General features: G+C 50.7%; 19 protein-coding genes, 2 tRNA genes and 1 riboswitch. Of the genes, 9 read left to right on the top strand and 12 right to left on the bottom strand.

Annotation, left to right across the window (positions count from 1 at the left end):
- Positions 1-35: 35 nt before the first annotated feature.
- On the top strand, positions 36-1,487 hold the full coding sequence (locus HMPREF0044_RS06005) for a TrkH family potassium uptake protein (RefSeq protein ID WP_141553856.1): 1,452 nt from the start codon (positions 36-38) through the stop codon (positions 1,485-1,487).
- Entirely contained in the window at positions 1,480-2,166 is a 687-nt protein-coding gene (locus tag HMPREF0044_RS06010; protein WP_006547240.1) for a potassium channel family protein, read from the top strand. The genes HMPREF0044_RS06005 and HMPREF0044_RS06010 overlap by 8 nt, the downstream gene beginning before the upstream one ends.
- 250 nt (positions 2,167-2,416) lie before the next feature.
- Here the strand turns inward: HMPREF0044_RS06010 and HMPREF0044_RS06015 are convergent, their stop codons facing one another.
- The 4 genes from HMPREF0044_RS06015 to glpK all read right to left on the bottom strand — a co-directional run bounded on the left by HMPREF0044_RS06015 (position 2,417) and on the right by glpK (position 8,517).
- Entirely contained in the window at positions 2,417-3,682 is a 1,266-nt protein-coding gene (locus tag HMPREF0044_RS06015) for an anaerobic glycerol-3-phosphate dehydrogenase subunit C (protein ID WP_006547241.1), read from the bottom strand.
- Positions 3,675-5,000: a glycerol-3-phosphate dehydrogenase subunit GlpB gene (glpB, locus tag HMPREF0044_RS06020; protein WP_006547242.1), complete on the bottom strand. Its 1,326-nt coding sequence runs from the start codon at positions 4,998-5,000 to the stop codon at positions 3,675-3,677. The genes HMPREF0044_RS06015 and glpB overlap by 8 nt, the downstream gene beginning before the upstream one ends.
- Positions 4,997-6,589, bottom strand: a complete 1,593-nt coding sequence (glpA, locus tag HMPREF0044_RS06025) for an anaerobic glycerol-3-phosphate dehydrogenase subunit GlpA (RefSeq protein ID WP_006547243.1) — start codon at positions 6,587-6,589, stop codon at positions 4,997-4,999. The genes glpB and glpA overlap by 4 nt, the downstream gene beginning before the upstream one ends.
- Positions 6,590-6,990: 401 nt before the next feature.
- Complete coding sequence (gene glpK, locus HMPREF0044_RS06030) at positions 6,991-8,517, bottom strand: glycerol kinase GlpK (RefSeq protein WP_040313060.1); 1,527 nt, start codon at positions 8,515-8,517, stop codon at positions 6,991-6,993.
- A gap of 273 nt (positions 8,518-8,790) precedes the next feature.
- On the opposite strand from glpK, the gene HMPREF0044_RS06035 reads away from it, so the two are divergent.
- A complete protein-coding gene (locus tag HMPREF0044_RS06035) occupies positions 8,791-9,732 on the top strand; it encodes a sugar-binding transcriptional regulator (RefSeq protein ID WP_040313061.1) in 942 nt (313 codons plus the stop codon).
- Positions 9,733-9,878: 146 nt separating this feature from the next.
- On the opposite strand, the gene HMPREF0044_RS06040 is transcribed toward HMPREF0044_RS06035, so the two are convergent.
- Positions 9,879-10,616, bottom strand: coding sequence for a PspA/IM30 family protein (locus HMPREF0044_RS06040; protein WP_006547247.1), 738 nt, complete (start codon positions 10,614-10,616; stop codon positions 9,879-9,881).
- A gap of 93 nt (positions 10,617-10,709) precedes the next feature.
- The gene (locus HMPREF0044_RS06045; RefSeq protein WP_006547248.1) at positions 10,710-12,764 is read right to left on the bottom strand and encodes a TPM domain-containing protein; all 2,055 of its coding nucleotides are present in this window, start codon (positions 12,762-12,764) and stop codon (positions 10,710-10,712) included.
- A 156-nt stretch (positions 12,765-12,920) separates the two neighbouring features.
- Between HMPREF0044_RS06045 and HMPREF0044_RS06050 the strand changes: the two genes are divergently transcribed.
- The 6 genes from HMPREF0044_RS06050 (at position 12,921) to HMPREF0044_RS07970 (ending at position 18,531) form a co-directional block, all read left to right on the top strand.
- Positions 12,921-13,298: a cold-shock protein gene (locus HMPREF0044_RS06050; RefSeq protein ID WP_006547249.1), complete on the top strand. Its 378-nt coding sequence runs from the start codon at positions 12,921-12,923 to the stop codon at positions 13,296-13,298.
- Positions 13,291-14,028: a DUF3027 domain-containing protein gene (locus HMPREF0044_RS06055; RefSeq protein WP_006547250.1), complete on the top strand. Its 738-nt coding sequence runs from the start codon at positions 13,291-13,293 to the stop codon at positions 14,026-14,028. The genes HMPREF0044_RS06050 and HMPREF0044_RS06055 overlap by 8 nt, the downstream gene beginning before the upstream one ends.
- Before the next feature lie 55 nt (positions 14,029-14,083).
- Complete coding sequence (locus tag HMPREF0044_RS06060; protein ID WP_006547251.1) at positions 14,084-15,523, top strand: NCS2 family permease; 1,440 nt, start codon at positions 14,084-14,086, stop codon at positions 15,521-15,523.
- A 410-nt stretch (positions 15,524-15,933) separates the two neighbouring features.
- Entirely contained in the window at positions 15,934-16,629 is a 696-nt protein-coding gene (locus tag HMPREF0044_RS06065; RefSeq protein ID WP_040313062.1) for a metal-dependent transcriptional regulator, read from the top strand.
- Positions 16,630-16,664: 35 nt separating this feature from the next.
- Positions 16,665-17,432, top strand: coding sequence for a C40 family peptidase (locus HMPREF0044_RS07965; RefSeq protein ID WP_050754371.1), 768 nt, complete (start codon positions 16,665-16,667; stop codon positions 17,430-17,432).
- A 136-nt stretch (positions 17,433-17,568) separates the two neighbouring features.
- Positions 17,569-17,721: riboswitch (cyclic di-AMP (ydaO/yuaA leader) on the top strand.
- Positions 17,722-18,531: a CHAP domain-containing protein gene (locus tag HMPREF0044_RS07970; RefSeq protein ID WP_050754372.1), complete on the top strand. Its 810-nt coding sequence runs from the start codon at positions 17,722-17,724 to the stop codon at positions 18,529-18,531.
- A gap of 289 nt (positions 18,532-18,820) precedes the next feature.
- Here the strand turns inward: HMPREF0044_RS07970 and HMPREF0044_RS06080 are convergent, their stop codons facing one another.
- The 6 genes from HMPREF0044_RS06080 to HMPREF0044_RS06105 all read right to left on the bottom strand — a co-directional run bounded on the left by HMPREF0044_RS06080 (position 18,821) and on the right by HMPREF0044_RS06105 (position 24,526).
- Positions 18,821-20,083: an MFS transporter gene (locus tag HMPREF0044_RS06080; protein ID WP_006547255.1), complete on the bottom strand. Its 1,263-nt coding sequence runs from the start codon at positions 20,081-20,083 to the stop codon at positions 18,821-18,823.
- 40 nt (positions 20,084-20,123) lie between these two features.
- Positions 20,124-20,196, bottom strand: a tRNA-Arg gene (locus tag HMPREF0044_RS06085).
- Positions 20,197-20,241: 45 nt separating this feature from the next.
- Entirely contained in the window at positions 20,242-21,177 is a 936-nt protein-coding gene (locus HMPREF0044_RS06090; RefSeq protein ID WP_006547256.1) for a universal stress protein, read from the bottom strand.
- A gap of 180 nt (positions 21,178-21,357) precedes the next feature.
- Positions 21,358-21,431, bottom strand: a tRNA-Pro gene (locus tag HMPREF0044_RS06095).
- A 40-nt stretch (positions 21,432-21,471) separates the two neighbouring features.
- Positions 21,472-22,404: a metallophosphoesterase gene (locus HMPREF0044_RS06100; protein WP_006547257.1), complete on the bottom strand. Its 933-nt coding sequence runs from the start codon at positions 22,402-22,404 to the stop codon at positions 21,472-21,474.
- Entirely contained in the window at positions 22,385-24,526 is a 2,142-nt protein-coding gene (locus HMPREF0044_RS06105) for a transglycosylase domain-containing protein (protein WP_006547258.1), read from the bottom strand. The genes HMPREF0044_RS06100 and HMPREF0044_RS06105 overlap by 20 nt, the downstream gene beginning before the upstream one ends.
- Positions 24,527-24,552 lie beyond the last annotated feature (26 nt).

Below are 24,552 nucleotides of genomic sequence, written 5' to 3' on the forward strand. Positions count from 1 at the left end.
CGAAAGTTATCTCTATTACGTAGAGTGAAAACACAATGCCTAACTTATTTAGAAAGAAGTGTGGACTAGAACCTAGTCCACGCTTCTTCTCTCGTTTTCAGCCAGCTCGACTCTCTGTCTACACCCTGGCTTTAGTAATCGCAGTAGGAACTTTTCTGCTCATGCTTCCCTGGGCACATACAGGGGCACCCGCATGGCCAAATGAAAACCCCACTGACCCTACTACTGCCACTCCCGTAGCCGGAATCAACCTGGGGGGTGCCCCACTCTCCGTAGCCTTCTTCACTGCGGTATCCGCCACTTCCGTAACCGGGCTGGTAGTTGCAGATACTGCCACCTACTGGAGTGGCTTCGGCATGGTTATCCTTGCAATTCTCATTGAAATTGGCGGGTTAGGAACCATGACCCTCGGTGCGTTAATGGCACTTTTAGTTGCTCATAAACTAAATCTGCGTCAGCGGCTCTTGATTGCCTCTACCACCGGCAACATCACCTATGCTGATATTCAGGGACTAGTTAAACGCATCGTTAAATACAGTGCCATACTGCAACTTTTCTTCACGCCATTCATTTTCCTAGGTTTAATCCTCGACGGAGAGAACTGGTACACCGCCCTCGGGAATTCTCTATTCCTCTCCGTCTCCGCCTTTAACAACGCCGGATTTTCACCCTACCCAGACAATCTCGTCCACCAGGGAACCAACCTACTAATTGTCATCCCCGTCATGCTTTTGCTGGTACTAGGCGGGTTAGGATTCCCCGTGATGCTGCAGGTCTGGAGCTCACTCCGACAAAGCCCCGACCGGCAACCTAACTGGACACTCAACACCCGTATCGTACTTTCCGCAACCGCGGTCCTCATCCTAGTAGGCTGGCTTCTTATTGTCATCGCCGAATGGCATAACCCAGCAACCATCGCTAACGCTCCTTTAAGTGAAAAACTCCTACTCACTCTCTTCACTGCTATTTCTCCACGCACTGCCGGCTTCAACGTCATGGATATCGCCAGCCAATCAGACATCACTTGGCTCATCACAGACTTCCTCATGTTCATCGGTGCTGGCCCAGCAGGAACCGCCGGTGGAATAAAAGTCACTACCGCAGTGATCCTGGTTTTCATCGTCTACACCGAAGTCCGAGCCGGCGACGCCGTACAACTCTTCGAACGTCGCATCGGACGCTCTGCGCAACGCCAAGCCATCACAGTGGTTATCCTCGCTTTCGTACTTCTAATCCTGGCAACCGCCACTATCCTGGCACAAACCCACTTCCGCTTAGACCAAGTTCTCTTTGAAGTGGTATCGGCAATGAGCACCGTCGGACTTTCCACCGGTATCACCAATCACCTGCCAGTATCCTCACAGCTAGTACTCTGCATCCTCATGTTCTTTGGACGCATCGGTCCCGTAACTATCGCATCTGCGCTGGCGCTTCGACCTATCCGACGCCGCTACGAATATCCAAAAGAAAGGCCAATCATTGGTTAAGTTCAGTTTCCCATTGAAACCCCGCGTAGCAGCGGGAGATTCAGTTGTTATCATTGGGCTGGGACGCTTCGGACGCTCCATGGCAGAAGAACTCATGGAAAGCGGCGTGGAAGTCCTAGGAATCGACAAATCAGCAGACGTAGTGCAACTCATGAACGGTAAACTCACCCAAGTAATCCGAGCTGATGCCTCTACTCCAGAAACACTCTACGACCTGGGCGTAAATGAGTTCTCACATGCAGTAGTTGCTATCGGTGACGACTTAGCCTCCTCAATCCTTGTAGCTTCTTCACTGATAAAACTAAACGGTCCAGAAATCTGGGCGAAAGCCTCTACCGGGCCACAGGGGCAGATTTTCCAACAAATGGGCATTAAACATGTTTTCCACCCCGAAAAAGACATGGGACGTCGGGTGGCGCACCTGCTAACCCATTCTCTCTTCGACTACTTTGATTTGGGAGATGGGTTTGCCATGGCAACCGCAGCGCTTCCGGCTTCCATGGCAGGAGTATCTTTACGGGAGTTGAACCTGCGGGTTCGCCTGGGTATCACCATTGTTGCGGTGAAAGATCCCTCAGGTGTGTGGGCGCCTATTGTGCCTGAATCCGTGTTAGAAACCGGGCAAGTAGTTTTAGTAGCAGGTCCAAAGCAGAAGTTGGACTCAGCTTTTAAACAATAGGGTTGGGTTTTAAATATTTGGGTTGGGATTCTAAAAATTCACATGCGAGGGCGCGTTGGGATGTGAGTTTTTGATTCTCGAGGGCGGAAACTCATATGCGAAGGCGAGTTCGGATGTGAGTTTTGTGATTCAAGTGGTCTTCGACCATGCCTTACCCCGAAAACTAAGCACGTACTTTAATGCAAAAAGTGGTGACCCGACAAAGCCGGGTCACCACTTTTAACACCTTTTAAACCAGGTTTACCTAAAATCAGGCTTTTTGAGCGTGTGCGCTCAAATCATCAGACAATCCGAAAGCCCAGTGAATCAAAGAGATAGGGTGAATCATCTTTGCACCAGATCCCTTAGCAATCTGCCAGCGACAAGTTTCCGTGTCACAGGCAGCCAACTCAGGGTTCGTAGCCTTAATCATGTCAAACAGTGGCTTACCAACTGCTTGGGCGATTTCATACTTCTCAGACTTCAAACCGTAAGTACCCGCGATACCACAGCATGGCTGACCTGATTCGACAACCTTCACACCCGGTACCAGTTCCATCAGTTCAACCGCTGGCATACCCATGCCCTGGCCCTTAACCTGGCAAGGCTGGTGGTAAGGCAAGGTAAGTTCCATGCCACGCATCTTTTCTACTGGCAGTTCGCCCCGGTAGTAGAGATCCAGCAGGAAGTCAGAGGTTTCATAAGTGCGAGTTCCAACATCTTTTAAGCGTGGATCGTCAACGCCCATGATTTCGTGTGCTTCGTGCTTAAGCATGCCCGCGCAGGAACCAGAGGAAGAAATGATGGTCAGGTCTTTACCGGCAGAAATCAGATCATCACAGAGTTTCAGAACCTTCTTAGTAGCGCCACCGAAGAGACCGTTGGACTGTTCAGCCAGACCACAGCAACCCTGCTTTGGAATCAGCACTTCGTAGCCCAAATATTCCAGGATTTCGATGGTGTGCTTTGAAGTCTGTACTTCAAAGTAGCCACCTGCACAGCCGTGCATGAACACAACTGGACCCTTAGTTGCTGGGGTGGTGCGAGCTGGACGTTTACGCAGCCAGGAACGCAGGGTGGCGGCATGTGCCTTCGGCATGGGAGCGTCTTCGTCAATACCGATGACTTTATCAATGACCTTACGCAGTGGTTTGATTCCCAGGGCGGCGTTAGCGATTGGAGCGACTGGGCTCATTGCCATACCCATGAGAGTAGTTTGGGTGATGAGGCGGTCACGGATTGGCATACCGTTTTGTGCTTTCATCACTGCGCGTGCCTGTGCGTTGATTTCCGCAATCTTTACGCCCTGAGGGCAAACCATGGTGCAGATACCACAGCCAGAACAGTAGTCCAAGGAGTGGTCGACGGATTCGCCGTTGCGGAAGCGTTCAGCCTGTGGACCAACGAACTTTGGTCCGGGGAACTTTGGGGTTATGCGGGCGACAGGACACTGGGTTTCACAGATGGTGCACTTTACGCAGTTGTCGAGGGAAGTGCGTGCCAGGTTCCGGCGAGCAATATCGATTGGATTAGTCATTGTCTGCTCCTAGGATGAAATCGGTTGCGCGGATCATGGAACCTAACGCAATACCTTCACCAGATTTTTCCTGCCAACGCATTGCGCCAGCGATGGTGCCACCAAGTACGTGTACGTTGTCGTAGACGCGTTCACCGGTGGCGTCTAGTGGACGCATATCCGCGTCAACTGCGACACCAACTTTGAAGAGTGCCTGCTGGTCTCCCCAGTAGTCACCGTGAATGAGCTTTTCAATGGGAGCTTCGGTGACGGGCAGATCCAGGGCGCGTTCAGTAATCTTGCAGTAAGAATCCAAGTTGAGTGCGCCGGATTCAAAACCGCCGCCTGCCAGTACTACGTGATCAACAGGGATTTCTCGAGGGCGACCAGCGGTAGCTACTACCACGTGAGTTACCTTTTTACCGTCTGCAACTACGCCAGTTGCTTCAGTGCCAAGCATGAAGCGGATGCGAGCATCCTTTACTGCCTGAGTGAGTTTCTGGTTGAGGCGCATACCTGGAACAGATGGTGGTGGGAGTGGGATTTCGAAGACGGGGTGTCCGACGAGTTCCTGGAACTTTTCGAAGAGCCCGTCGCCAGCTACGCCCAGAACTGCGGGGAGACCCACGGTTTCGCCTTCTTCAACCTGTGCGGCAACGAGCTTTGCGAAGGCTTCTAGCTTAGCTGGGTCTTCTAAAGCGCGCGCGAAGTTCAAAGCGGAAGTATCAACTTCTCCGGCACGGGCTTCAAACTCTACGTGAACTGCGCGAGCGCTCACGCGACCGCCGTCTTCTAAGTCAGTGCGGTTAAGGTTTTCGGCACAGAACTGTGGGTAGAAGTCCTTAATCTGACGGATACCGACAATCACGAATTTCTTACCGGCCACGCAGTCACCACTAACCATGGAAGGTTGCGCTAAAGCAGTAGGGCGGATAGCGCCAATTGCGGTAGGTAGGTAGTAGTTACGAGCTACGTCTCCAACCAGCAGGCCGGTGCCAACTTTTTCAACCAGGTAATCAGCACCACGCTTAACTGCATCTGAACCAATCAGGTCATATGGGTGAGAGCCAGTAATCTCATCTACTGGGAATGGGTGAGAGTCGATAGCTTCCAGAGGGTTACGTACTCGTTTGTCGCGAGCGTGACGCTGTGCGTCGCCCTCGGAACAATCTTCGTCGCCGGTCAGCGGAACGTAACCCAAAATGTCAACGGATCCTTGGGAAAGCTGCAGACCGCCGATGCCCTTTGAAGCCAAAGTGACGTGGTGGCCAGCTTCACGCAGACGCAAAGCCGCGGTTAGACCGGCAATACCGGCGCCAATTACAACTACTGAACTCATCGCACTGCCTTACTCTTAATCTGCTGATCGTCAACAACTGGGAGGTGTTCGATATCCAAAGTGCCTTGGAAAATCCAGTCATCCAAAGCAGTTTGACGTACCTGCCGACCGAAGAGGATTGGCCACAGGCCGATCCAACGGTTCTTTAGGAACAGACGCATCAGTTCAGTTACGTCTGCAACGTCGCCACGTTCCATTTCCTGGGTGATGCCGGCGGCACGCATGGAGCAGAAGCCACCCTGACATGGGCCCATTCCCAGACGCAGCTGGCGACGGAGGTCGTCGAAGGTTGCGTTTGGTTGAACTTCCAGGAGCTGTTCGAACATGTGGCGGTTCATCAGTTCGCATTCACAGATAATCTGTGACTTGAAGCGGTCTTCTTCACGTTCGCCCAGGCGGTGGGTGACTTTGTAGTTGTCGCCTACGATGGTGCCTGGCATGATTTCGGTGTCGGTGATGCAGAGGCGGTTTTCACCCATTTGCTGGCACATGTAGTCGACTGTGTTCTTTGCCATCAGACGGTAGGTGGTGAGCTTACCGCCAGCGATGGTGAGCAGACCGGAAACACCGTCGCGCGCCTGGTGGTCGATGATTGACATGCCGCGGGACATGTGGCGGGTGTCATCAGCTGCCACGCGAGTGTCTTTAATGAGTGGGCGTGCGCCTGCCCAAGCGTGTACGGCGCGGGCATTACGGAAACCTGGGATGAGGGCTTCACCTGCGTCCAGCATTTGCTGTACTTCGTTACGAGGGATTTCCAGGTGGTCTGCAGAGTCGACTTTTACGTCGGTGGTGCCGATGATGCAGACGGTGTGGACTGGTACCAGAATGTCACCGTCAGCAGGGTAGATGCAGCGGTTTACGACGGAGTTCACCAGGCGGTGGTTCATAGCGATCATGATGCCGCGTCCCGGTACCACGTTTACTTCTTCGATGCCGGCTTTCGCTGCGACTTCACCTGCCCATGGGCCGGCGGCGTTGATGGCGAAGCGACAGTTGATGAGGATGTCTTCGCCGGTTTTAGTGCCGTGTACTTGTACGGCTTCGACTTGACCGTTGTTGACGTGGATTTTGTCTACGCGGTGGTAGGTTAGTACTTCTGCACCGTATTTCTTTGCGGAACGGATTGCGCCCCAGAGCATGGCCCAGCCGTCGACGGTTTTGTCTTTTACGGCGAAGGCGCGGGTGATGCCGGGGTTGAGGCGTGGTTCGCGGCGGAGGGCTTCTTCGATGGAGATTTCTTCGGCCCAGACGCCGGTGTCTTGGGCGCCTTTGATGAAGCGGTCGCCGAATTCTGGGTCATCGTGTGGGGTGACTACGAAGAGGCCACCGGTGTCTTCGACTGCGTCTGGGTGTAGTCGCGCGATGATTTCGTTTTCTTGGGCGCATTCGGTTGCGGAGTGTGGGTCGGATACGACGTAGCGGCCACCTGAGTGGAGCAGCCCGTGGTAGCGGCCGGTGGTGCCTTGGCCCAGGTCGGCGCGTTCTACCAGGATTGCTTTGAAGCCGCGCATTACTAGGTCGCGTAGTACGCCAACGCCGGTGGCTCCACCGCCGATGACTACTACGTCTGTTTCGAGTGTCTGCATGGTTGCTCCGTTGCTTGTCTTTTGGGGCGGTGCGTTGCGGGTCCTTCGTTGGCTACCCGGCAATGCACATATGTCCTTACTCTTTAATCGTATGACCGCTTGGGTGAGCTATTTACGCATTTTGCTTATTCTCACTGTCTTTAGGGGGTGGTGAGAATCCGTGCATGTGAGCTTGGTAGAAAAGCCTGGTTTTCCGGGTTTTTCATTTTCCGAGGGCGGTTTATTCAGCTGTTTAAATAGGTTTCTAAGTAAATAAAACCTATACGTTTGTTAGCTATTTCTTAGGCGATTACGCAAAATCTGCGTTACTTAAATAATTCGTGGAGGGTGGTAGACGCCGCCCTCGGAAAACAAAAAAGGGAGCCCCACCCAAAGGTGAGGCTCCCTAAAGTTATTTAGAATCAGGCGTTACGTACGTCGTCATCTACCCAGTCGAAGGTGCGGGTTACAGCCTTCTTCCACAGGCGGTAGGTGCGGTCACGTTCTGCAGCGTCCATGGATGGGCTCCAACGCTTGCCTTCTGCCCAGTTGTCGATAACGTCCTGTTCGCCTTCCCAGAAGCCAACTGCAATACCAGCTGCGTAAGCAGCACCCAAAGCAGTGGTTTCAGCAACCTGAGGAGCCACAACGTCTACACCCAGGATGTCTGCCTGGAACTGCATCAGCAGTTCGTTAGCGATCATGCCGCCGTCAACACGCAGTTCGGTCAGGGCAACGCCGGAGTCAGCATTCATAGCGTCCAGAACTTCGCGAGTCTGGAATGCGGTTGCTTCCAGGGTTGCACGAGCAATGTGTCCAACGTTGTTGAAACGGGTCAGACCAACGATTGCGCCGCGAGCATCATCCTTCCAGTATGGTGCGAACAGACCGGAGAATGCTGGTACGAAGTAAACACCACCGTTGTCTTCAACAGAGCGTGCCAGGCCTTCGATTTCTGGAGCGGAGGTGAACATCTTCAAGTTGTCGCGCAGCCACTGAACCAGGGAACCGGTAACAGCAATGGAACCTTCCAGTGCGTAAACAGCTGGTGCTTCGCCAATCTTGTAGCACAGAGTGGTCAGCAGGCCGTTTTCGGACTGTACTGGTTCATGACCGGTGTTCATCAGCATGAAGCAGCCAGTGCCGTAGGTGTTCTTAGCCATGCCCTTTTCGAAACATGCCTGACCGAAGGTTGCTGCCTGCTGGTCGCCGAGGATACCGGAGATTGGGGTGTCAATCAGCAGACCGTTCTTACGACCGTAGCCGTAGATTTCAGAAGAGGAACGAATCTGAGGAAGCATGGACATTGGGATGCCCATGTCTGCGCAGATGTCTTCACGCCACTGCAGGGTCTTCAGGTCCATCAGCATGGTACGGGATGCGTTGGAAACGTCAGTTGCGTGTACGCCACCGTTTACGCCGCCGGTCAGGTTCCACAGGGTCCAGGTGTCGGTGTTGCCGAACAGCAGGTCGCCAGCTTCTGCCTTTTCGCGTGCGCCTTCTACGTTGTCCAGAATCCACTTAATCTTTGGACCAGAGAAGTAGGTTGCCAGTGGCAGACCACAGATTTCCTTGTACTTGTCGTTGCCGACTTCGCCTGCCAGTTCGCGGACGATTTCTGCGGTACGGGTATCCTGCCAAACGATTGCGTTGTAGACTGGTTCGCCGGTGTTCTTATCCCAAACAACGGTGGTTTCGCGCTGGTTGGTGATACCTACTGCAGCCAGATCGTGGCGGTTGATTTCAGCTTTGGAAAGTGCTTGGCCTACAGCTTCGCGGATGTTTTCCCAGATTTCTACTGGGTTGTGTTCTACCCAACCTGCCTTAGGGAAGATTTGTTCGTGTTCCAGCTGGCCAACGGAAACGATCTTACCGGCGTGGTCGAATACGATTGCGCGAGAAGAGGTAGTGCCCTGGTCGATAGAAAGAACGTACTTCTTTTCAGTCATTTTGTTTTCACTTCCTTGTGGAGCCGGGCTTGCCCGGAGTTTTGCTGTTTTCTTCACCCTGTGACCGACCGGTGGCGTCATCGCGCGCCGAGGGGGTCGTTGGAGTGTGAAGTTCGTATCTGATGTTCGTCTGAACACCAATAGTCCTATTGTGACGTATTCGAGTGATTTAAATTTAGTTACTGGGACGATTTGGACATGAATTGGTCATGTGTGCATGGCACACTATATATTGTGACCATTCGAGATAATGACGCGCATGAAGCAGCGTCGATGTATTACCTGCAGGGCGAAACTATGGAAACCATCGCCCGGCACTTGGGAGTATCCCGTTCTTCAGTTTCACGCTTACTGGCATATGCTCGTGAAACTGGTTTGGTGCGTATTACCGTGGCAGCTGCTCCCGGTGAACGTGGCACGCTGGCAGGCGAACTAAACCGGTTCTTTGGGATTAATTCCACGGTTGTCCGCGTCCGCGATTTTGATACTGGCGTAAACCGTTTAGGAAATGTAGCGAAGGTTGCTGCTGAACGCCTGATGGATATGGTGGGCGCAGGGGATACACTGGCAATCGCGTGGGGTAATACCACTGCGGAAGTTGCTCGTCATTTACCTCCGGTGGAAATCCCTAACGTGACGGTAGTGCAGCTTAATGGTGCGGGTTCTTCCACTGGCGCTGGTGTTCGCTATATTGACACCACGATTTCGCAAGCGGCGGAATCTTTCGGCGCAAATATGGTGCACTTCCCAGTCCCAGCTTTCTTTGATTACGCGGAGACTAAGCAGCAACTGTGGCAGGAACGGTCAGTACGCTACGTGCTGGATACTATCGAAGATGCGAATATTGCGGTTTTCGGTGTGGGAGCATTTGATGGTGATATGCCGTCTCATGTTTATTCGGCGGGCTATATTGATCCGGAAGAAATTGCGGCTTTGCGGGCAGATGGCGTAGTTGGCGACGTCTGTACTGTTCTTTTGCGCGAGGACGGATCTTACGACTTACCGATTAATGAGCGGGCTTCTGGTCCTGATCCGCAGACTCTACGGAAGATTCCGCGTCGCCTGTGTGTTGTAGCGGGTGAAGCTAAGACGATTCCATTGATTGCGGCTTTACGAGCTGGTTTAATTACTGACTTGGTGGTTGATGATCGTACGGCTCGTCGTGTGTTGGAAAAGATTCGTCTTTCCGGTGCGGGTGTGCGTAGCTTCGGCTAATCCAGATTTTCTGCGCGCGAACTGCGATTCGGACGCAGAGGAAACGCGGGAACGCGAGTTCGGACGCAAGTGCTTAAATAATAATGGTGGTGGTTCCCAGTTGGGAACCACCACCATTAGTTTTAGTTAGTTACTAGATATTAAGCTCAGTCTTCAATCTGACGTGGCTGACCCAGGTTCTTCAAAGCTGCCAAACGAGCTTCGATTTCTAGGTCATCAGCGGAGGCTTCCAGTTCTTCGAACTTCGCTTCAAAGGAATCTGCAGCCAGTTCCAGTTTGCCAGCGATAATAGCTTCCTGTTGGCGGACGCGGTCTTCGAAACGGGACAGTTCTGAATTTGGGTCCAGTACGTTGATAGAAGAAACAGTTGCGTGGAGCTTCTGTTGTGCTTCAGCAGTACGCTGACGAGCGATTAGTTGATCGCGCTTAGTTTTAAGGTCTTCGAGCTTTACTCGAGATTGGTTTAAACCGCTCTTTAGCTTTTCAACTACATCACGCTGTGTTGCGATTACTGGTTCTGCTTCCTTAACTTCACGTTCGAAGTCAATCTGCTTAGCTAGCGCGGTGCGAGCCAACGCATCCCACTTGGCAGCCTCATCTTCGCGTCCTGCTGCGCGCACTTCATCAGCTTTCTTAGAAGCAGCGATTGCTTTTACGCCCCACTCACGTACGGCAATCTGATCTTCTTCGTAGTCTTTTTCTGCCAGACGCAAGTTTCCGATAGTTTGAGCTACTGCTTCTTCAGCTTCAACGATGGAGTTAGTGTAGTCACGAACCAGCTGGTCTAGCATTTTTTGTGGGTCTTCGGCGCGGTCAAGCAGAGCATTAATATTTGCTTTTGCTAGTTGAGTGATACGGCCCAAGATAGACTGCTTTTCTGCCATGATTATCCTTTCATAGGAACTCACAGAGTGTCTGTTGCACTCCAAACATTCTCATTGTAAGTGGTTTAGGTTACTTTTTCTTGTTGATTTTATTTAGAAACTACCGGAACTTGAAGAAGACCAGCCACCTCCAGAACTTGACCCCCAAGAAGAACCGCCAGAGAATCCGCCACCGGACCAACCGCTGGGACTACCGTGGCTGTGACCGTAAGAGCTAGACCGACTTCCAGATAAAATGCCACCTAAAATTAAGGAAGTTAGGTCAATTTCGCCAGACCTTGTCTGCCTTAAAGAACCGGGGGAGTAACGCATCTGTTGAGATTCGCTAGTGGCTATAGTTAAAGCGTTCTGTGCGGAAGATTTCGCTTGGTTAAGCAACTGGAAGCAGGTATCCAAACGCTGCTTATCAGGATTACCTGACTGTAGATAGGCATTGAAATGCTGTTGCGCCTGCTGCTGTGAGCTTAAAGCCGTTGCCAAAGCACTGCGCGCATCTTGACCAACTGCCCCGCGATTAGAACTAATATAGGAATCCGCTTGACGAATCAGAGATTGCACCTCACCGTCAAGTAAGGCAAAGCGCTGACGGTCACGTTGTAGCTGGTCAGAGACGGCACGTAGGGGCGCTAAAGCAGCGTCTAAAGCGTCCTCGGTGATACGCAGATTTGCCAGGGATTCTAAAACGTCCCCTTCGTCTGCCAGCGCACGGTTTGCTCGTTCAATTGCATTATTCGCATTAGTAACGATCCCGTGGAACGCGGCCTGATTAGCTCCTAAACGTTTCACATCTTCAAGGTCAGCAGCAATAGAACCGATCGCGGAAGCTAAACGTGCTGGTGCATCCGCTAAGTCCTGGCTGGCATACATTACTTCGTTAATCTGATTGATTGCCTGACCGAAGGTTCGCTGTGCCATGGTTACCTGGTGGCGGGCTTCCTGCTCAGCAGAGAGCGTGCCAGTGGCTAACGCCGTGTTAGCTTGCTCCAAGGCAGCTGAAGCAGCTCCCAGCAGGTTCGTAACATTGCCAGGATTATCAAAGAGCGAGCGCAGTTTTTCGTCAGGGTAAATGACACGCAGTGAATCGATTTCTCGTTTCGCTTGCTCGTTCTTAACTTGTGCTTCAGCAATTTGTTGCTGCAGATTACTGATATTTTGTGGTAGGTTCGCGCCGTCGCTACGGAGTTTATTAAACCGTTCAACGTTTGCAGCTAACGCGTTCTGTGCCTGCTGGCAAAGTTCTGAAACTCGACTAGCAGTTTGGCGCTTACGGACCACATCAGTTTCTTGATTAATAGTTTGATGTAACGTGAAGGCTTCAGAAATGAGTTGCTGGGCTTGTGCAAGTGCGGTTGCAAATTCTTTGGTTTCTAACTGACCGAACTGCGCCTGTGCGAAAGCTAAATCATCTGTTGCGGAGCGTACCGAATTATCAGTAGCCATCAGTTGAGAGGCGGTTTCTTTAAGGACTTCCTCTAGGTTCTTAGCTGTAGGTAAACCGCTAGTTGGCAGGTTAGCTTTGTTTTTCTTGAAAAAGAAGAAAATGAGTGCTAGTGGAATAATGAACGCGAACAGTGGTCCAATTAATCCTTTGATAACCTCACTGATTCCGCTATTTGGTGAGTAGAAACTAGAACTATTTACAGTGTTTGTGTCGGATGATGTGCTGTTTAATAGGCTGTCAGTGAAAGCTACTGCAGCGTCGGCCGCGGCTTGTCCACTGAGTGGATTTTCGTGCAAGTAATCTACTGCCTCCCCGGTAGCTGCCGTGATCTGGCTGTCAGAGTAGGGGGCTGAGTTGCCGTGGCAAGCCACGTAGTTGCGAGCATCATAAGCAATTGCGTAAAGAATGGCAGAGTTAGGTAATCCAGAGTTTTTAGCGCTATTGGTGCACCACTTGGTGGGAGCGTCAGTAAACTTTGGGAATACGGCGAAATAAATCTGCACACCGGAATCTTGGGCGCTTTGAAGTTTTTCTCTTACCTTAGTGGTTTCTGACTGGGATAGGAAGGATTCCGGGTCAGTAACTTGGTCAGTGATGGTAGAGATCGCGGCAGCTTGTACTGTACTAGCTGGGATGAGCGCGAATACTGTCAAAAACATAGCGAAAGCGGCACTGAGGTTCCGCAGTTGCTTAGATAACTTGGTCATATTTTGATTATCGGTTCTTTTCAGAGTCTTGTCACCTGTTTAACTCTGAGGGCAGAAAAATGAGACCGACGGATATTAAACGGGTATCTTTGATAGGCATAGGGTATGTTATTAGTAGACTAGACAAAAGTATTTTCTAAGCTCAGGAGGGCGATTGTGCCTACCGGTAAGGTAAAGTTTTTTGATGCTGATAAAGGATTCGGCTTTATTGAAAGTGATGATGGCGAATCCGTTTTCTTACATGCTTCAGCGCTACCAGAAAATCTGAAGCATCCTAAGAATGGGGCACGTGTTGAGTTTTCGATGATTGATGGTCGTCGTGGTCCGCAGGCTATCCATGTGAACTTGCTCCCCGAAGCTCCATCTTTGCGTAAGCTACGCAGACGTACTCCGCAGAATATGATTCCTGTGGTTGAGGACTTGATTAAGGTGCTGGATGCTTCTTCTGATGCGTTACGTCGGGGTCGGTACCCAGAAAATGGTGATAAAATCGCACAGCTTCTGCGTGTGGTAGCGGATGACTTCGATGCCTGAGTTAGACAAGCCTTTGAAAGCTGACCGGGTTTTAGCGAAAGCTAAGGCGCAGATTCTGGAAATTATTTCTGAAGTTGTTCCGGTAGCTGAGATTGGCTCACATTTGGGTGACCGTGTTGAGGGAGAGCGCTTACATACGCATTTCTTCGCTTGTAATAAACCTGGTTATGTTGGTTGGCATTGGGCAGTTACGGTGGCACGTGCGCCGCGGTCTAAGACGGTCACGGTTTGTGAGATTGATTTACTTCCCGGTAAGGAAGCGCTGCTGGCTCCAGCATGGATTCCTTGGGAAGAACGCCTGAAGCCCGGAGATGTAGCGCCTGATGATGTGCTTCCTTATCGAGCGTCGGACGAACGTTTAGTCTTTTTACGTGAGGCTGGTAAAGCAGCAGATGAGGCGCCTTTCTCACGCTTGCGAGTGCTTTCTGATAAGGGGATTGGGCAGGTAGCGTTGCGTTGGAAGCGGAATTTGCGCTCCCAAGCGAGGCTACGTAAACAGCCGTCTGTTTGCTCTTCGTGTGGTTTCTTGGTGACTTTGGAAGGTCCGTTACGTGAGACTTTCGGGGTCTGTGCTAACGAGTGGTCTTCCGAGGACGGAAAATTAGTTCCATTGAGCTTCGCCTGTGGTGCTCATTCGGAGACGGATGTTGCTAAGCACGGTTCTGAGTGGCCGGTTACTCCACCGCGGATTAATGAGCTTGATTTAGAGATGACGCAACTGGAACGATAGTTCACTATGTGGTCAGGCATTTAAAAATTATTCGTCTGATGTCATTCTATTGTGCGTGGAAACTACCAAAACTACACAGTTGTCTGCTATTGACAAGTTCTTCCGAATCACTGAACGTGGTTCTACCGTAGGACGCGAAGTACGCGGTGGCGTTGTCACCTTCTTCGCGATGGCTTACATCCTGGTTCTAAACCCAATCATTTTATCCAACGCCCTCGAAGGTACTGATATCAGCATCCCAGCTATTGCAGCGGGTACTGCGCTGATCGCAGGCGTACTAACCATACTGATGGGTGTATTCGCAAACTACCCACTGGCATTAGCTGCGGGTATGGGCTTGAACGCAATGGTTGCTTTTACCCTGGTGCTCGGCTCTGGCCTTACCTTCCAGGAAGCAATGGGCTTGATTTTTTGGGAAGGTGTACTAATCACCGTCCTTGTGCTCACTGGCTTCCGTGAAGCAGTTTTCAATGCTGTTCCAACTCAGCTGAAGGTTGCAATCTCTGTAGGTATTGGTTTGTTTATCGCGCTGATTGGTCTGGTTAACTCCGGTATCATTCGTCGTGGTGCGGGAACTCCAGTTGAATTAGGTATTCACGGATCCCTGTCTGGTTGGCCAGCATTGGTATTCGTGTTTGGCTTATTCGTAACCATTATTCTTTTTGTGCGCAAGGTACGTGGCGCTATTCTGGTAGGTATTCTTTCCTCAACCGCATTGGGCTTCATCATTGAATTCGTAAAACCACTGGGCGTAAACACCTCTGATGGTAAGAATCCAACCGGCTGGGGTCTGACCGTTCCAGCTTTACACGGTAGCCCAGTATCCATTCCAGACTTCGCCACCCTGGGTGCAATCGACTTCTTCGGTGCATTCGGTAAGCTCGGCGTAATCGCAGTGGTACTGCTGGTCTTTACCCTAATGTTGGCTGACTTCTTTGACACGATGGGTACTATGGTGGCTATCGGCCACGAAGGTGACCTGTTGGATAAGGACGGTAATCCACCAAACGCGCGTCGCATTCTGCTGGTGGACTCTTTGGCTGCAGTGGCTGGTGGTCTGGGCGGCGTTTCCTCTAACACCTCTTATGTAGAATCCTCTGCAGGCGTAGGTGAAGGTGCACGTACTGGTTTAGCATCCGTTGTTACCGGTGTGCTGTTCCTGCTTTCTATCTTCTTTGCGCCGGTTGTTGAAATGGTTCCATCTGAAGCAGCATCTACCGCATTGGTATTTGTTGGCTTCCTGATGATGATGCAGGTTGCAGATATTGACTGGCACGATGCGGCTATCGCAATCCCAGCCTTCTTCACCATTGCATTCATGCCGTTCTCTTACAACATCACCGTAGGTATCGGCGCAGGCTTTATTGCTTACGTAGTTATCTGCGCAGCAAAGGGCAAGGCTAAGAAGGTTCACCCACTCATGTGGTTGATCGCAGCATTGTTCGTTGTATTCTTTACCCTGGATCCAATTAAGCAGGTTCTGTTGGGTGCTTGAGTCTAGCTTCGCTACTAGTTGGCGATTGAGATTCCTGGAAAGAAACTCCAGTAAATAAAACTGTCCGTAAACTGCCGTGCAGATTATTCTGCACGGCAGTTTGATTATTAGTGATATACGTTTTGCGTTATTCCCTTTTAAATCCTTTTAAAACATAACAACGTACCTGTAGTGGAAAAACTATAAGGCATAAAAATAACCAATATAAACACTCTTGAAACTGTCTTGATAAATCCAGAAAATAAGCGAAAAGTCGCTAAAAATTCGCTTACTTAAGCGGAGTGTCATAGACGGTGTTAAAAGTGTTGGGGGACGCCCTTGGGAAAATAAAAAATATCTCTAAAGAAAATCGCCAAAATGTGGCATGGTGGAAATTAGAAAGTAAGCAAAAATTGTTTAAGGAGAAACCCGTGAGTGACCTGATCGACACCACAGAAATGTATCTGAAAACGATCTACGAACTAATTGAAGATGGCGTTACGCCAATGCGTGCCCGTATTGTCGACCGCCTGGGACACTCCGGTCCCACTGTTTCTCAAACAATCGCTCGTATGGAACGTGACGGGCTGGTAAAAGTAGCTTCAGACCGTCGTTTGGACCTCACGGAAAAAGGCTTCGAAGTAGTTACCGAAGTAGTTCGTAAACACCGCCTGGCAGAACGACTACTGGTGGATATTATTGGACTAGATTGGAAACTCGCTCATGACGAAGCCTGCCGTTGGGAACACGTCATGTCTGATGCCGTAGAAGAACGCATCGGCAAACTTCTTGATAATGTAGAGCGCGACCCTTATGGGAATCCTATTCCATACAGTGAAGCGGTTCTGAACGAAGGCGTATCTCTGGCGAAAGTACGTGAGGAACTACCCGCAAATACAACCGTAATCGCTGGAATCGCTGTAGACCGGATTGGTGAACCAATTCAGGCAGATGGAATTGCTATGCGTGCGTTCTCAGACATGGGACTGCGTCCAGGGAAAGCTATTTACCTGTCTTTTGAAAAAGATTCTGTTGATATTTCATACACTTTGGAAGAGTCTAAAGATAGAAAAGTGGCAACCCTCCCAATCGAGTTAGAACCGCATTTCTTTGTGGTAGACTGCTGAATAACTGTTTAAATTCCGGAAACTGAGGTGTAACTGTGTACTCTTCCAAGCCAAAGCCACGTCACCGACGAGCCTGCCGCCCACAGACTCCATTTACGCCACTAACCGGAACTTTCAATCCAGTACGCTCCTTAGCAGTTGTTTCCGCAACCGGTGTTGCGCTATTTGTTCCAACTGGGGCGGTAGCGACCGAAGTTACTTCACTAGATCTTAACCCTTCTAAAGAAATCTTGGTAAACCACGTGGTTGAAGCAAATCCTGTTTTTGCTGCGCCGGGAGATATGGAATGGGCTGCGGCAGACACCGTCGCAGTGGCTGTTGTAACTCCGGAAGATGTGGCGAAGGAAGAGCAGGAAAAGGCAGATAAAGAGGCTGCTGAAAGAGAAGCTGCAGAGCGGGCAGAACGCGAAGCTGTCGCTAATCGATCTTATGAACGTCAAGAACCAGCCTCAGTAGCAGTTCCAACCGCGCATTTCAGTGGGATTTTAGGGGTAGCTTCCCAATACTTGGGTACTCCGTATGTGTTTGGCGGTACCAGCCCCGCTGGTTTTGACTGTTCGGGTTACGTGCAATACGTATATGCGCAGGCGGGAGTGCAGTTACCCCGTACGGCCGCTGCTCAGGCTATGGTTGGTACTCAGATTCCAGCTTCTCAAGCGCAGCCAGGAGATTTGGTTTATTTCCCATCCGGCCACATCGGCATTTATGCGGGTAATGGGCAGATTATGCATGCTCCTTACCCGGGGCGTAGCGTTGAACTTGTTCCACTTTGGAATGAGTATTACCAGTTCGTACGCCTGTAAGGCTTTTTGCTTGAGGGCGGAACATAATCTGTCTCATAATTTTCGTAAACAAATGACTCTTGTGTCCTAATCGTTATATTATGTAACTGGTTGTATCTAAAGATGTGACTAGTGAAGATATTAGGCTGAGACTCTAACGGTATCTTTGCTGAACGAACAGCGTTAGAGTGCGGGGGACCCATTTTTGGGATTATCCCTTGGGGTGAAGCAGAAAAAGTCGCAAGGCTTACTGCCAGGAGACTCCATCCTGAACCCGACAGCTTACCTCGTAGGCCATAGGAGAATAAGAGTGATTTCAAGCAAACCAAAGGCGCGTCACCGTCGGGCTTGCCGGCCAGTGACTCCGCTTAATGATTTGACGAACACTATCAATCCGGCTCGTTCTTTGGCAGTTGTTTCAGCAACTGGCATGGTGCTTTCCGTAGTTACCTCAGGTGTTGCATCCGCAAATGAAGTAACTTCCTTAGATCTAAATGACTCAAAAGAAGTACTGGTCACTGATGCTTCCTTCCAGGCAGAAGCCAACCCATCTTTGGTTGCTCCTGCAGACGTAGAATGGGTAGCAGCAGATCAAGTAGCTGTTGCAGTCGTAACTCCAGATCAGGATGAAGAAGCACGTCTAGCTGCAGAAAAAGAAGCTAAAGAACGTGAGGAAGCTGAACGCATTGCACGTGAGCGTGAAGAAGCAGCAAACCGTTCTTACGAACGTGCTGACCTGAGCGGTCAGAATGCAGAGCAGGCTGCTCCACAGGCTGCAATCCAGCCAGCGTTTTCTAATGCTCCTAACTCCTACCCCTGGGGTCAGTGCACCTGGGGTGCAAAGACTCTTGCACCATGGGCAGGGAATAACTGGGGTAACGCTGCAAACTGGGCTTACTCAGCATCTTCTGCTGGATTCCGCACCGGAACTACCCCACAGGTAGGTGCTATTGCAGTATGGTCTGGAAACCACGTTGCTGTAGTAGTCGAAGTTCAGTCCAATAACTCCATTCGCGTAATGGAATCTAACTGGGCTGGCAATATGAACATCGGTGATTACCGTGGTTTCTTCGATCCAACCTGGGCACAGGGTGCTGTAACCTACATTTACCCGAACTAATCGGTTGGTTGCATAAGTTTCTGAAAATGCCTTCTGCGAACTCATCAGAGTAGCAGAAGGCATTTTTGTTTCCAGCACATGAAAAACTGATTTCACATATTGGGGAATGAGCGATTTTCGATTTTGAAAAGCAGTTCCGGCTCGCATTATTTGCTTGGTAGAAGAATCCTAGAAACAAGCGGTAAAGAACTGACAGCGTTAGTGAAAATCAGCCTATTTGGTGTGGGTGTGCAAACCTAAACGGTAGAAACTTGAGTAATAATACTGGTAACGCGATAAGCGCTAGAACTCATCTACGTCGCAGACGAGGTCGTTTCAAAATCTCGAAAAGCTCTGGTTTAATCCCTTGAGAAAGACGATAACGATAAGCCCATGAAGCTACTACCACGGCAATAAGAATACAAGAGAGAGAGCCCACCAGAATCGACCAGCGAGCCCCCACATGCTCAGCTATCCACCCAATCAAAGGAGAGCAAAGTGGAGAAACCCCTAAGAAAATCATTCCGTAGAGAGCTAGTACCCGCCCTCGGATATGTTCCTCCGCAGCTAACTGTACGTACACGTTTGCAGAAGTAATGAAAGTCAGCGAAAAAAGCCCCACTGGAATCGCAATTAAAACGAAAGTGGTGAAAGACGGAGCCAATGCCAGAATTGTTTCCGCCACGCCAAATAAACCCGCCGCCATAATTACCGTCCGTAAGCGCGGCGTAGTACGACGGGCAGCTAGCAAAGCGCCAGAAACCCCTCCGATTGCAATGAAAGTTCCGAAAATACCGTACTCAGAAGCAGCCTTGTTATATACATCAGTGGCCATGAATGCAGAGGTCATCTGTAAATTCAAACCTAAACCTGCTACCACCGCAGCTACCAAAAGTACCATTTGAATCTCTGGGCGCTGCTTCACATAGGCAATCGCTTCTTTAATCTGTCCCTTCTCCTTTTGGATGCGTTGACGTGGAAGTAACTCTTCACGACGCATAAAAGCGAAAGCGGTTGGGGGAATCAGGTAGAGGAAAGACGCGACGATGAAAACCCAACCCGTGCCAGTCGCGTCAATGATGATACCTGCTGTGGCGGGGCCAATCATTCGCGCACTGTGGAAAGCTACTGAGTTAAGTCCTACTGCGTTAGGAAGGTTTTTACGTGGGACAACTTCAGAAACAAAGGACATGCGGGCTGGACCTTCAAAAGACCCTAACGTGCCCAGCAGGAAAGCCAGCAGATAAACGTGCCACAGGTGAATCATGCCGGTGACAATCAGTGTGCCCATAGTGGCGGCTAAAACGCCTCCGGTAATTTGACAGCACTGGAGCATGCGGCGACGGTTTACACGGTCAGCAACTACTCCTGCCCAAGGTGCAAAGAGTAGCTGTGGGGTGAATTGTACGGCGGTAATATAACCAACTTGTGCCATGTCGTGGTTGGTTAGTTCAGTGAGTACCAGCCAGTCTTGTGCAAAAACTTGGAACCACATTCCTGTGGCTGAGAAAATGGCGGCTGTGAAGACCAGCCGGAAGTTGAAGATACTGAACGATTGGAAGGTTCTGGACATTTAGGTATTCCCAAGTAGTGCATTTTCTGGCATGAAAAAGTGCCCCCGAGACGATTCGAACGTCCGACACCCGCTTTAGGAGAGCGGTGCTCTATCCCCTGAGCTACGAGGGCAAGACCAGTTAGGCTTTACCAGTATAGCAGGAATAGAGCACCAGCTTAGCGTCGAGTCCATTCAGGAGATTCTGGGTACTCCTGGTCTGCGTGCGCATGCTTGCGGGAAGAAACCACCATCACTGGGCAGGTGGATTGCTCAAGTACCGACTGTGAGGTAGAGCCTAAAATCAGTCCTTGAATACCGCTACGACCACGATTACCGACTACGATTAGATCCACGGCAGTGGAGAATTCAGTGAGTAGTTCGGCGGGTGACCCATCCAGCACATGCTGTTTAATTTCCCGAGGGCGTCCTGCAAGTGCCTCCGTAACTGCTTTAGCTAAGCCACTTCTCATCTCTGTCAAGAGTTGTGAACGGTCTACGGCGGCTAACATCCAAGCAAACATGCCTGCTCCGGTAGAGTACGGTAGTGCAGAAACTGCAGTCAGCTCAGCGTCCCACTGGATAGCTTCATCTACGGCGGCTTTTAACGCGTTAGAAGAGACTTCGGAACCATCAGCGCCAACTACAATTCGACGAATGGGCATGAATGGAGAACCTGAAGTGTGTTCGGGAACTACCACTACAGGGCAGTCAGAATGTACGGGGAGGGAAGCAGAGACCGATCCGAGCAAGCGATCTAAGAAATTGCCTCCCCCACGTGATCCTACAACAATCATTTTTACTCGGTGGGAGTGTCCCACCATTACTCCCGCGGCATCGCCGATTTCGATGGAGCTAGCGGCTTCTACCTGGTAGGGAGCTAAACGTGCTAGACCTTCTTCAACAGCGCGTTCAGCAGTTTCCTTAAGTTTCGTTTCGTTGATGGATATGTAACCGGGTTCTAAGGAAGAAGAAGTGTAGGATGCCAGGCCGTAGGTGCAGAGGACGTGAACTTGTGCGCCGTAGTGTTTAGCGTAGGCGCCAGCCCAATCGACAGCATTATAGGACTCTGTGGAACCATCTACACCGACTAGAATCGTGGGTTTAGTAGCCATTTTCGCCTCCTTGCGATAGGGATACTAATATTCTACTAGGATGTGGCGTGGGTCGCATTAATGTGGAAAAATAACGCGCGAGTTTAAGTTCCCGCGTTTTGCCTGCGCGCGAAATCGAGTTCCCGCGCAGGGAAATAAAGTAAAGAAAAGTGGCTGTGGGAAACCACAGCCACAAAAGAGTCGGGGTAGCGGGATTTGAACCCACGACCTCTTCGTCCCGAACGAAGCGCGCTACCAAACTGCGCCATACCCCGAAAGATCAGTTACAGTTTAACACTAGCTTGAACCAGAAGTTTAAGACTCCAGTCCCGGAACTAAATGAATCAAAGACGCCTCAGGGCGACAAGCAAACCGAACCGGAGCAAACGGAGAAGTGCCTAAACCAGCAGAAACATGCGTAACCACAGACCCCAGCGGAGCCTCCCACTTAAATGACCCGGAAGCAAACCGACGCGGCAAATCACAGTTAGTTACCAACGCCCCATAACCAGGAACAGCCAACTGGCCCCCATGAGTATGCCCAGCCAACACCAAATCTGCCTGCGCATGAGCAAAACGATTCAGCACCCGCTGATAAGGAGCATGCGTCACACCAAGCCTAAAATCAGCTCCTGCCAGCCACTCAGCAGGGAAATCATCAACCTCAGGCAACCAATCACGCTTAATATGTGGATCATCCGTCCCCACAATCGCCAAAGAAAGCCCAGAATCAGGTAAAGTTACCGAAGCGCTGCGGTTAATAACATTCACCCAACCGCCCTCGGTAAACCAATCCCGTAAATCCTCCCACGGTAAATCAGGCTCAGTCCGATGCGCCGCCGGATTTGAATGCTTCCAAAGATAACTCGCCCAAGACTTCCGCAACGGGGAATAGTAATCGTTTGAACCAAAAACAAAGGCACCCGGTTTTACAAGCAACGGTTCAAACGCTGCCTCAACCATTTCAGACGCCTCAACGGAACCAAAATTATCGCCAGTAGCCACCACGAAGTCGAAATCCAACTCCGCTAGCTCATGGAAATACGCAACCAGCCACTCTTGACCCGGATAAAAATGCGGGTCCGCGACCTGCAGAATCGTGAAAGAAGACGGTAAACCCGTGACAGCCACAGTGTACTCGCGTAAAACTGGCCAACGACGCTCAAACTGCGTCCAAGCCAACCCGGCACCCGCCAGTAGACCCAGTCCCGCAACCGCAGGAACGAGCTTAGTTCCGCTTCTTGTCATCCTTCTTTGCGTCCTTCTTGTCATCCTTCTTTGCAGGTGGTGCTGGAGGAGTACCCAGGTCGCCATACTGGAAGTCTTGAACTTCTACGCCCTCATGCGCCCCCAGCATGAACTGACGCCACATTGGAGCAGTCACATTAATACCATACGCAGGATTATAAGTAACCCCACCCAAAGTAACACCATTCAAAGACCGCGAAGACTCAACTGAACGACCTACCCAAGCGGCAGTTACCAGCTGCGGCGTGCCACCCAGTACCCACAGGTTAGCGTTATCTTCACCGGTACCAGTCTTTGCCACAATCGGGCGGCCAATCTGCACAGAAGAATATGAGTACTGGCTAGCAGAACGAGCCAAAACCGTCGTAACCTTCTTAGCGGCAACCGGGTCAGTGCCCTGACGGCAAGAAGGCTCAAACTTAGCTACCGGATTTCCATCACGGTCCAAAACCTCAGTAATAGCCATAGGATCACAAACAATACCCGCATTAGCGAAAGCACCGTAAGCAGTGGACATCTGCAGTGGGGTAGCAACCGTGTTAATGATATTTGCAGGGAGTGGGTCATTTGCGGAACCATCCTGCTTAGTAATGCCCAGATCCTTCATGCCGTTCATGATGTCGCACAAGTCCAGGTGAGTTGCCATTTGGGCGAAGGAACGGTTAACAGAGTTATTGGTAGCCCCGATAGCATCGAAAGAACCTGGTTTATTACCAGCTTCGCCGACCTTCCAGACCTCGCCACCCAACTGTTGTCCACAAGCCTTGAACTCATCGAAACGGAAAGTATCAGAGTGATTACCAGTGCGTTCCCAAGCGGTATGTCCCTTGCGGAAGAACTCTAAAAGAGTGAAAGGCTTCAAAGTAGACGCTGCTACGAAACCATTTTGACCGCCGTGTACCTTACCAACGGTAAAAGAGTTAAATGTAGCACCTGGGTTAGTGTCATTCGGAGCTTCATAAATGGTGTTCTGAGCCATAGCGCGAATATGCCCATTACGAGGGTCAGTCGCCACCAACGCAGAATTTAGTCCATCAGGAGCATTTACAGGTACGCGGTCAATGGCCGCCTGGTAAGCAAGTGCTTCTAAACGGGAATCCAACGTTGTCTTAATGGTGTAACCGCCGCGCTGCAGGTTGCGGCGACGCTCGTCAACTGTCTTACCCAGCTGGTCTGAACGCAACAGGTCTGCAATCACGTAGTCACAGAAGTAAGCGGAAGCACCTGCGCCTGCGCAACCCTGTGGGTGCAGGTTGGGCTTCAACATATCAGGAACTGGTACTGCAATCGCTGCGTCGAACTCTTCCTGGCTAATCTTCTTCTGGCGCAACATTTCGTTTAGTACGATATCGCGGCGTTCTTGTGCCGCTTCAGGGTGCTGCAACGGATCATACTCAACCGGAGACTTTACTAAACCAGCCAGCAGAGCAGCTTCACCAACGGAAAGTTCCTTCGCGGAATGAGAGAAATAGCGTTGCGCTGAGGCTTCCGCCCCATAGACGTTTGGGCCGAAAGGAGAAATATTCAGGTAGCCCGCCAAAATTTGCTGCTTTGACATTTTCTGTTCCAAAGCTAACGCGTAACGAACTTCCTTAAGCTTACGGGTCACTGTCTGTTCGGTAGCAGCGTCAATGGCTACCTGGTCGCCACTTTGCAGACCATTTTCAAGTAGCGTGTTTTTAACAAACTGCTGGGTGAGGGTAGAAGCACCCTGGGTTGACTGATCTTGGAGGTTATTCACCAGTGCACGCGCCATACCTTCAGGGTCAATTCCCTTGTGGTCGAAGAAACGCTTATCTTCAATTGCCACAATGGCTTTCTGGAGGTTTTCAGAAATGTCTTCCAGAGGCACCACGATACGGTTTTCAGCGTAGAAAGAAGCAATCACTTTACCGTCTGCGGAAAGGAGAGTGGATTTTTCTGAGGGCGGCAGTACATCGAATTCTGCTGGCAAACTGTCAAAAACCTTTGGAGCGCTAGTGGCGGTAATACCGGCGACGGTAGCGGCGGGGGCGACGATGCCTGCAGTTACGAAGCCAGCTAAAACAGAGGTGGTTACGAATGCGCTGAGCAGGGTAACGTACTGCTTCTTCTGAACCTGACGGTGCTTAGATTTAGACATACTACTAGGTTACTGGTTTTCGTACT

Source organism: Gleimia coleocanis DSM 15436, assembly GCF_000159015.1.
GTDB lineage: Bacteria > Actinomycetota > Actinomycetes > Actinomycetales > Actinomycetaceae > Gleimia > Gleimia coleocanis.

Excerpts from the sequence above, each read along its gene's own strand:
- HMPREF0044_RS06005 (WP_141553856.1), top strand. The coding sequence starts at position 36 with ATGCCTAACTTATTTAGAAAGAAGTGTGGACTAGAACCTAGTCCACGC.
- HMPREF0044_RS06015 (WP_006547241.1), bottom strand. The coding sequence starts at position 3,682 with ATGACTAATCCAATCGATATTGCTCGCCGGAACCTGGCACGCACTTCC.
- glpB (WP_006547242.1), bottom strand. The coding sequence starts at position 5,000 with ATGAGTTCAGTAGTTGTAATTGGCGCCGGTATTGCCGGTCTAACCGCG.
- glpA (WP_006547243.1), bottom strand. The coding sequence starts at position 6,589 with ATGCAGACACTCGAAACAGACGTAGTAGTCATCGGCGGTGGAGCCACC.
- glpK (WP_040313060.1), bottom strand. The coding sequence starts at position 8,517 with ATGACTGAAAAGAAGTACGTTCTTTCTATCGACCAGGGCACTACCTCT.
- HMPREF0044_RS06035 (WP_040313061.1), top strand. The coding sequence starts at position 8,791 with ATGTATTACCTGCAGGGCGAAACTATGGAAACCATCGCCCGGCACTTG.
- HMPREF0044_RS06040 (WP_006547247.1), bottom strand. The coding sequence starts at position 10,616 with ATGGCAGAAAAGCAGTCTATCTTGGGCCGTATCACTCAACTAGCAAAA.
- HMPREF0044_RS06045 (WP_006547248.1), bottom strand. The coding sequence starts at position 12,764 with ATGACCAAGTTATCTAAGCAACTGCGGAACCTCAGTGCCGCTTTCGCT.
- HMPREF0044_RS06055 (WP_006547250.1), top strand. The coding sequence starts at position 13,291 with ATGCCTGAGTTAGACAAGCCTTTGAAAGCTGACCGGGTTTTAGCGAAA.
- HMPREF0044_RS06080 (WP_006547255.1), bottom strand. The coding sequence starts at position 20,083 with ATGTCCAGAACCTTCCAATCGTTCAGTATCTTCAACTTCCGGCTGGTC.
- HMPREF0044_RS06090 (WP_006547256.1), bottom strand. The coding sequence starts at position 21,177 with ATGGCTACTAAACCCACGATTCTAGTCGGTGTAGATGGTTCCACAGAG.
- HMPREF0044_RS06100 (WP_006547257.1), bottom strand. The coding sequence starts at position 22,404 with ATGACAAGAAGCGGAACTAAGCTCGTTCCTGCGGTTGCGGGACTGGGT.
- HMPREF0044_RS06105 (WP_006547258.1), bottom strand. The coding sequence starts at position 24,526 with ATGTCTAAATCTAAGCACCGTCAGGTTCAGAAGAAGCAGTACGTTACC.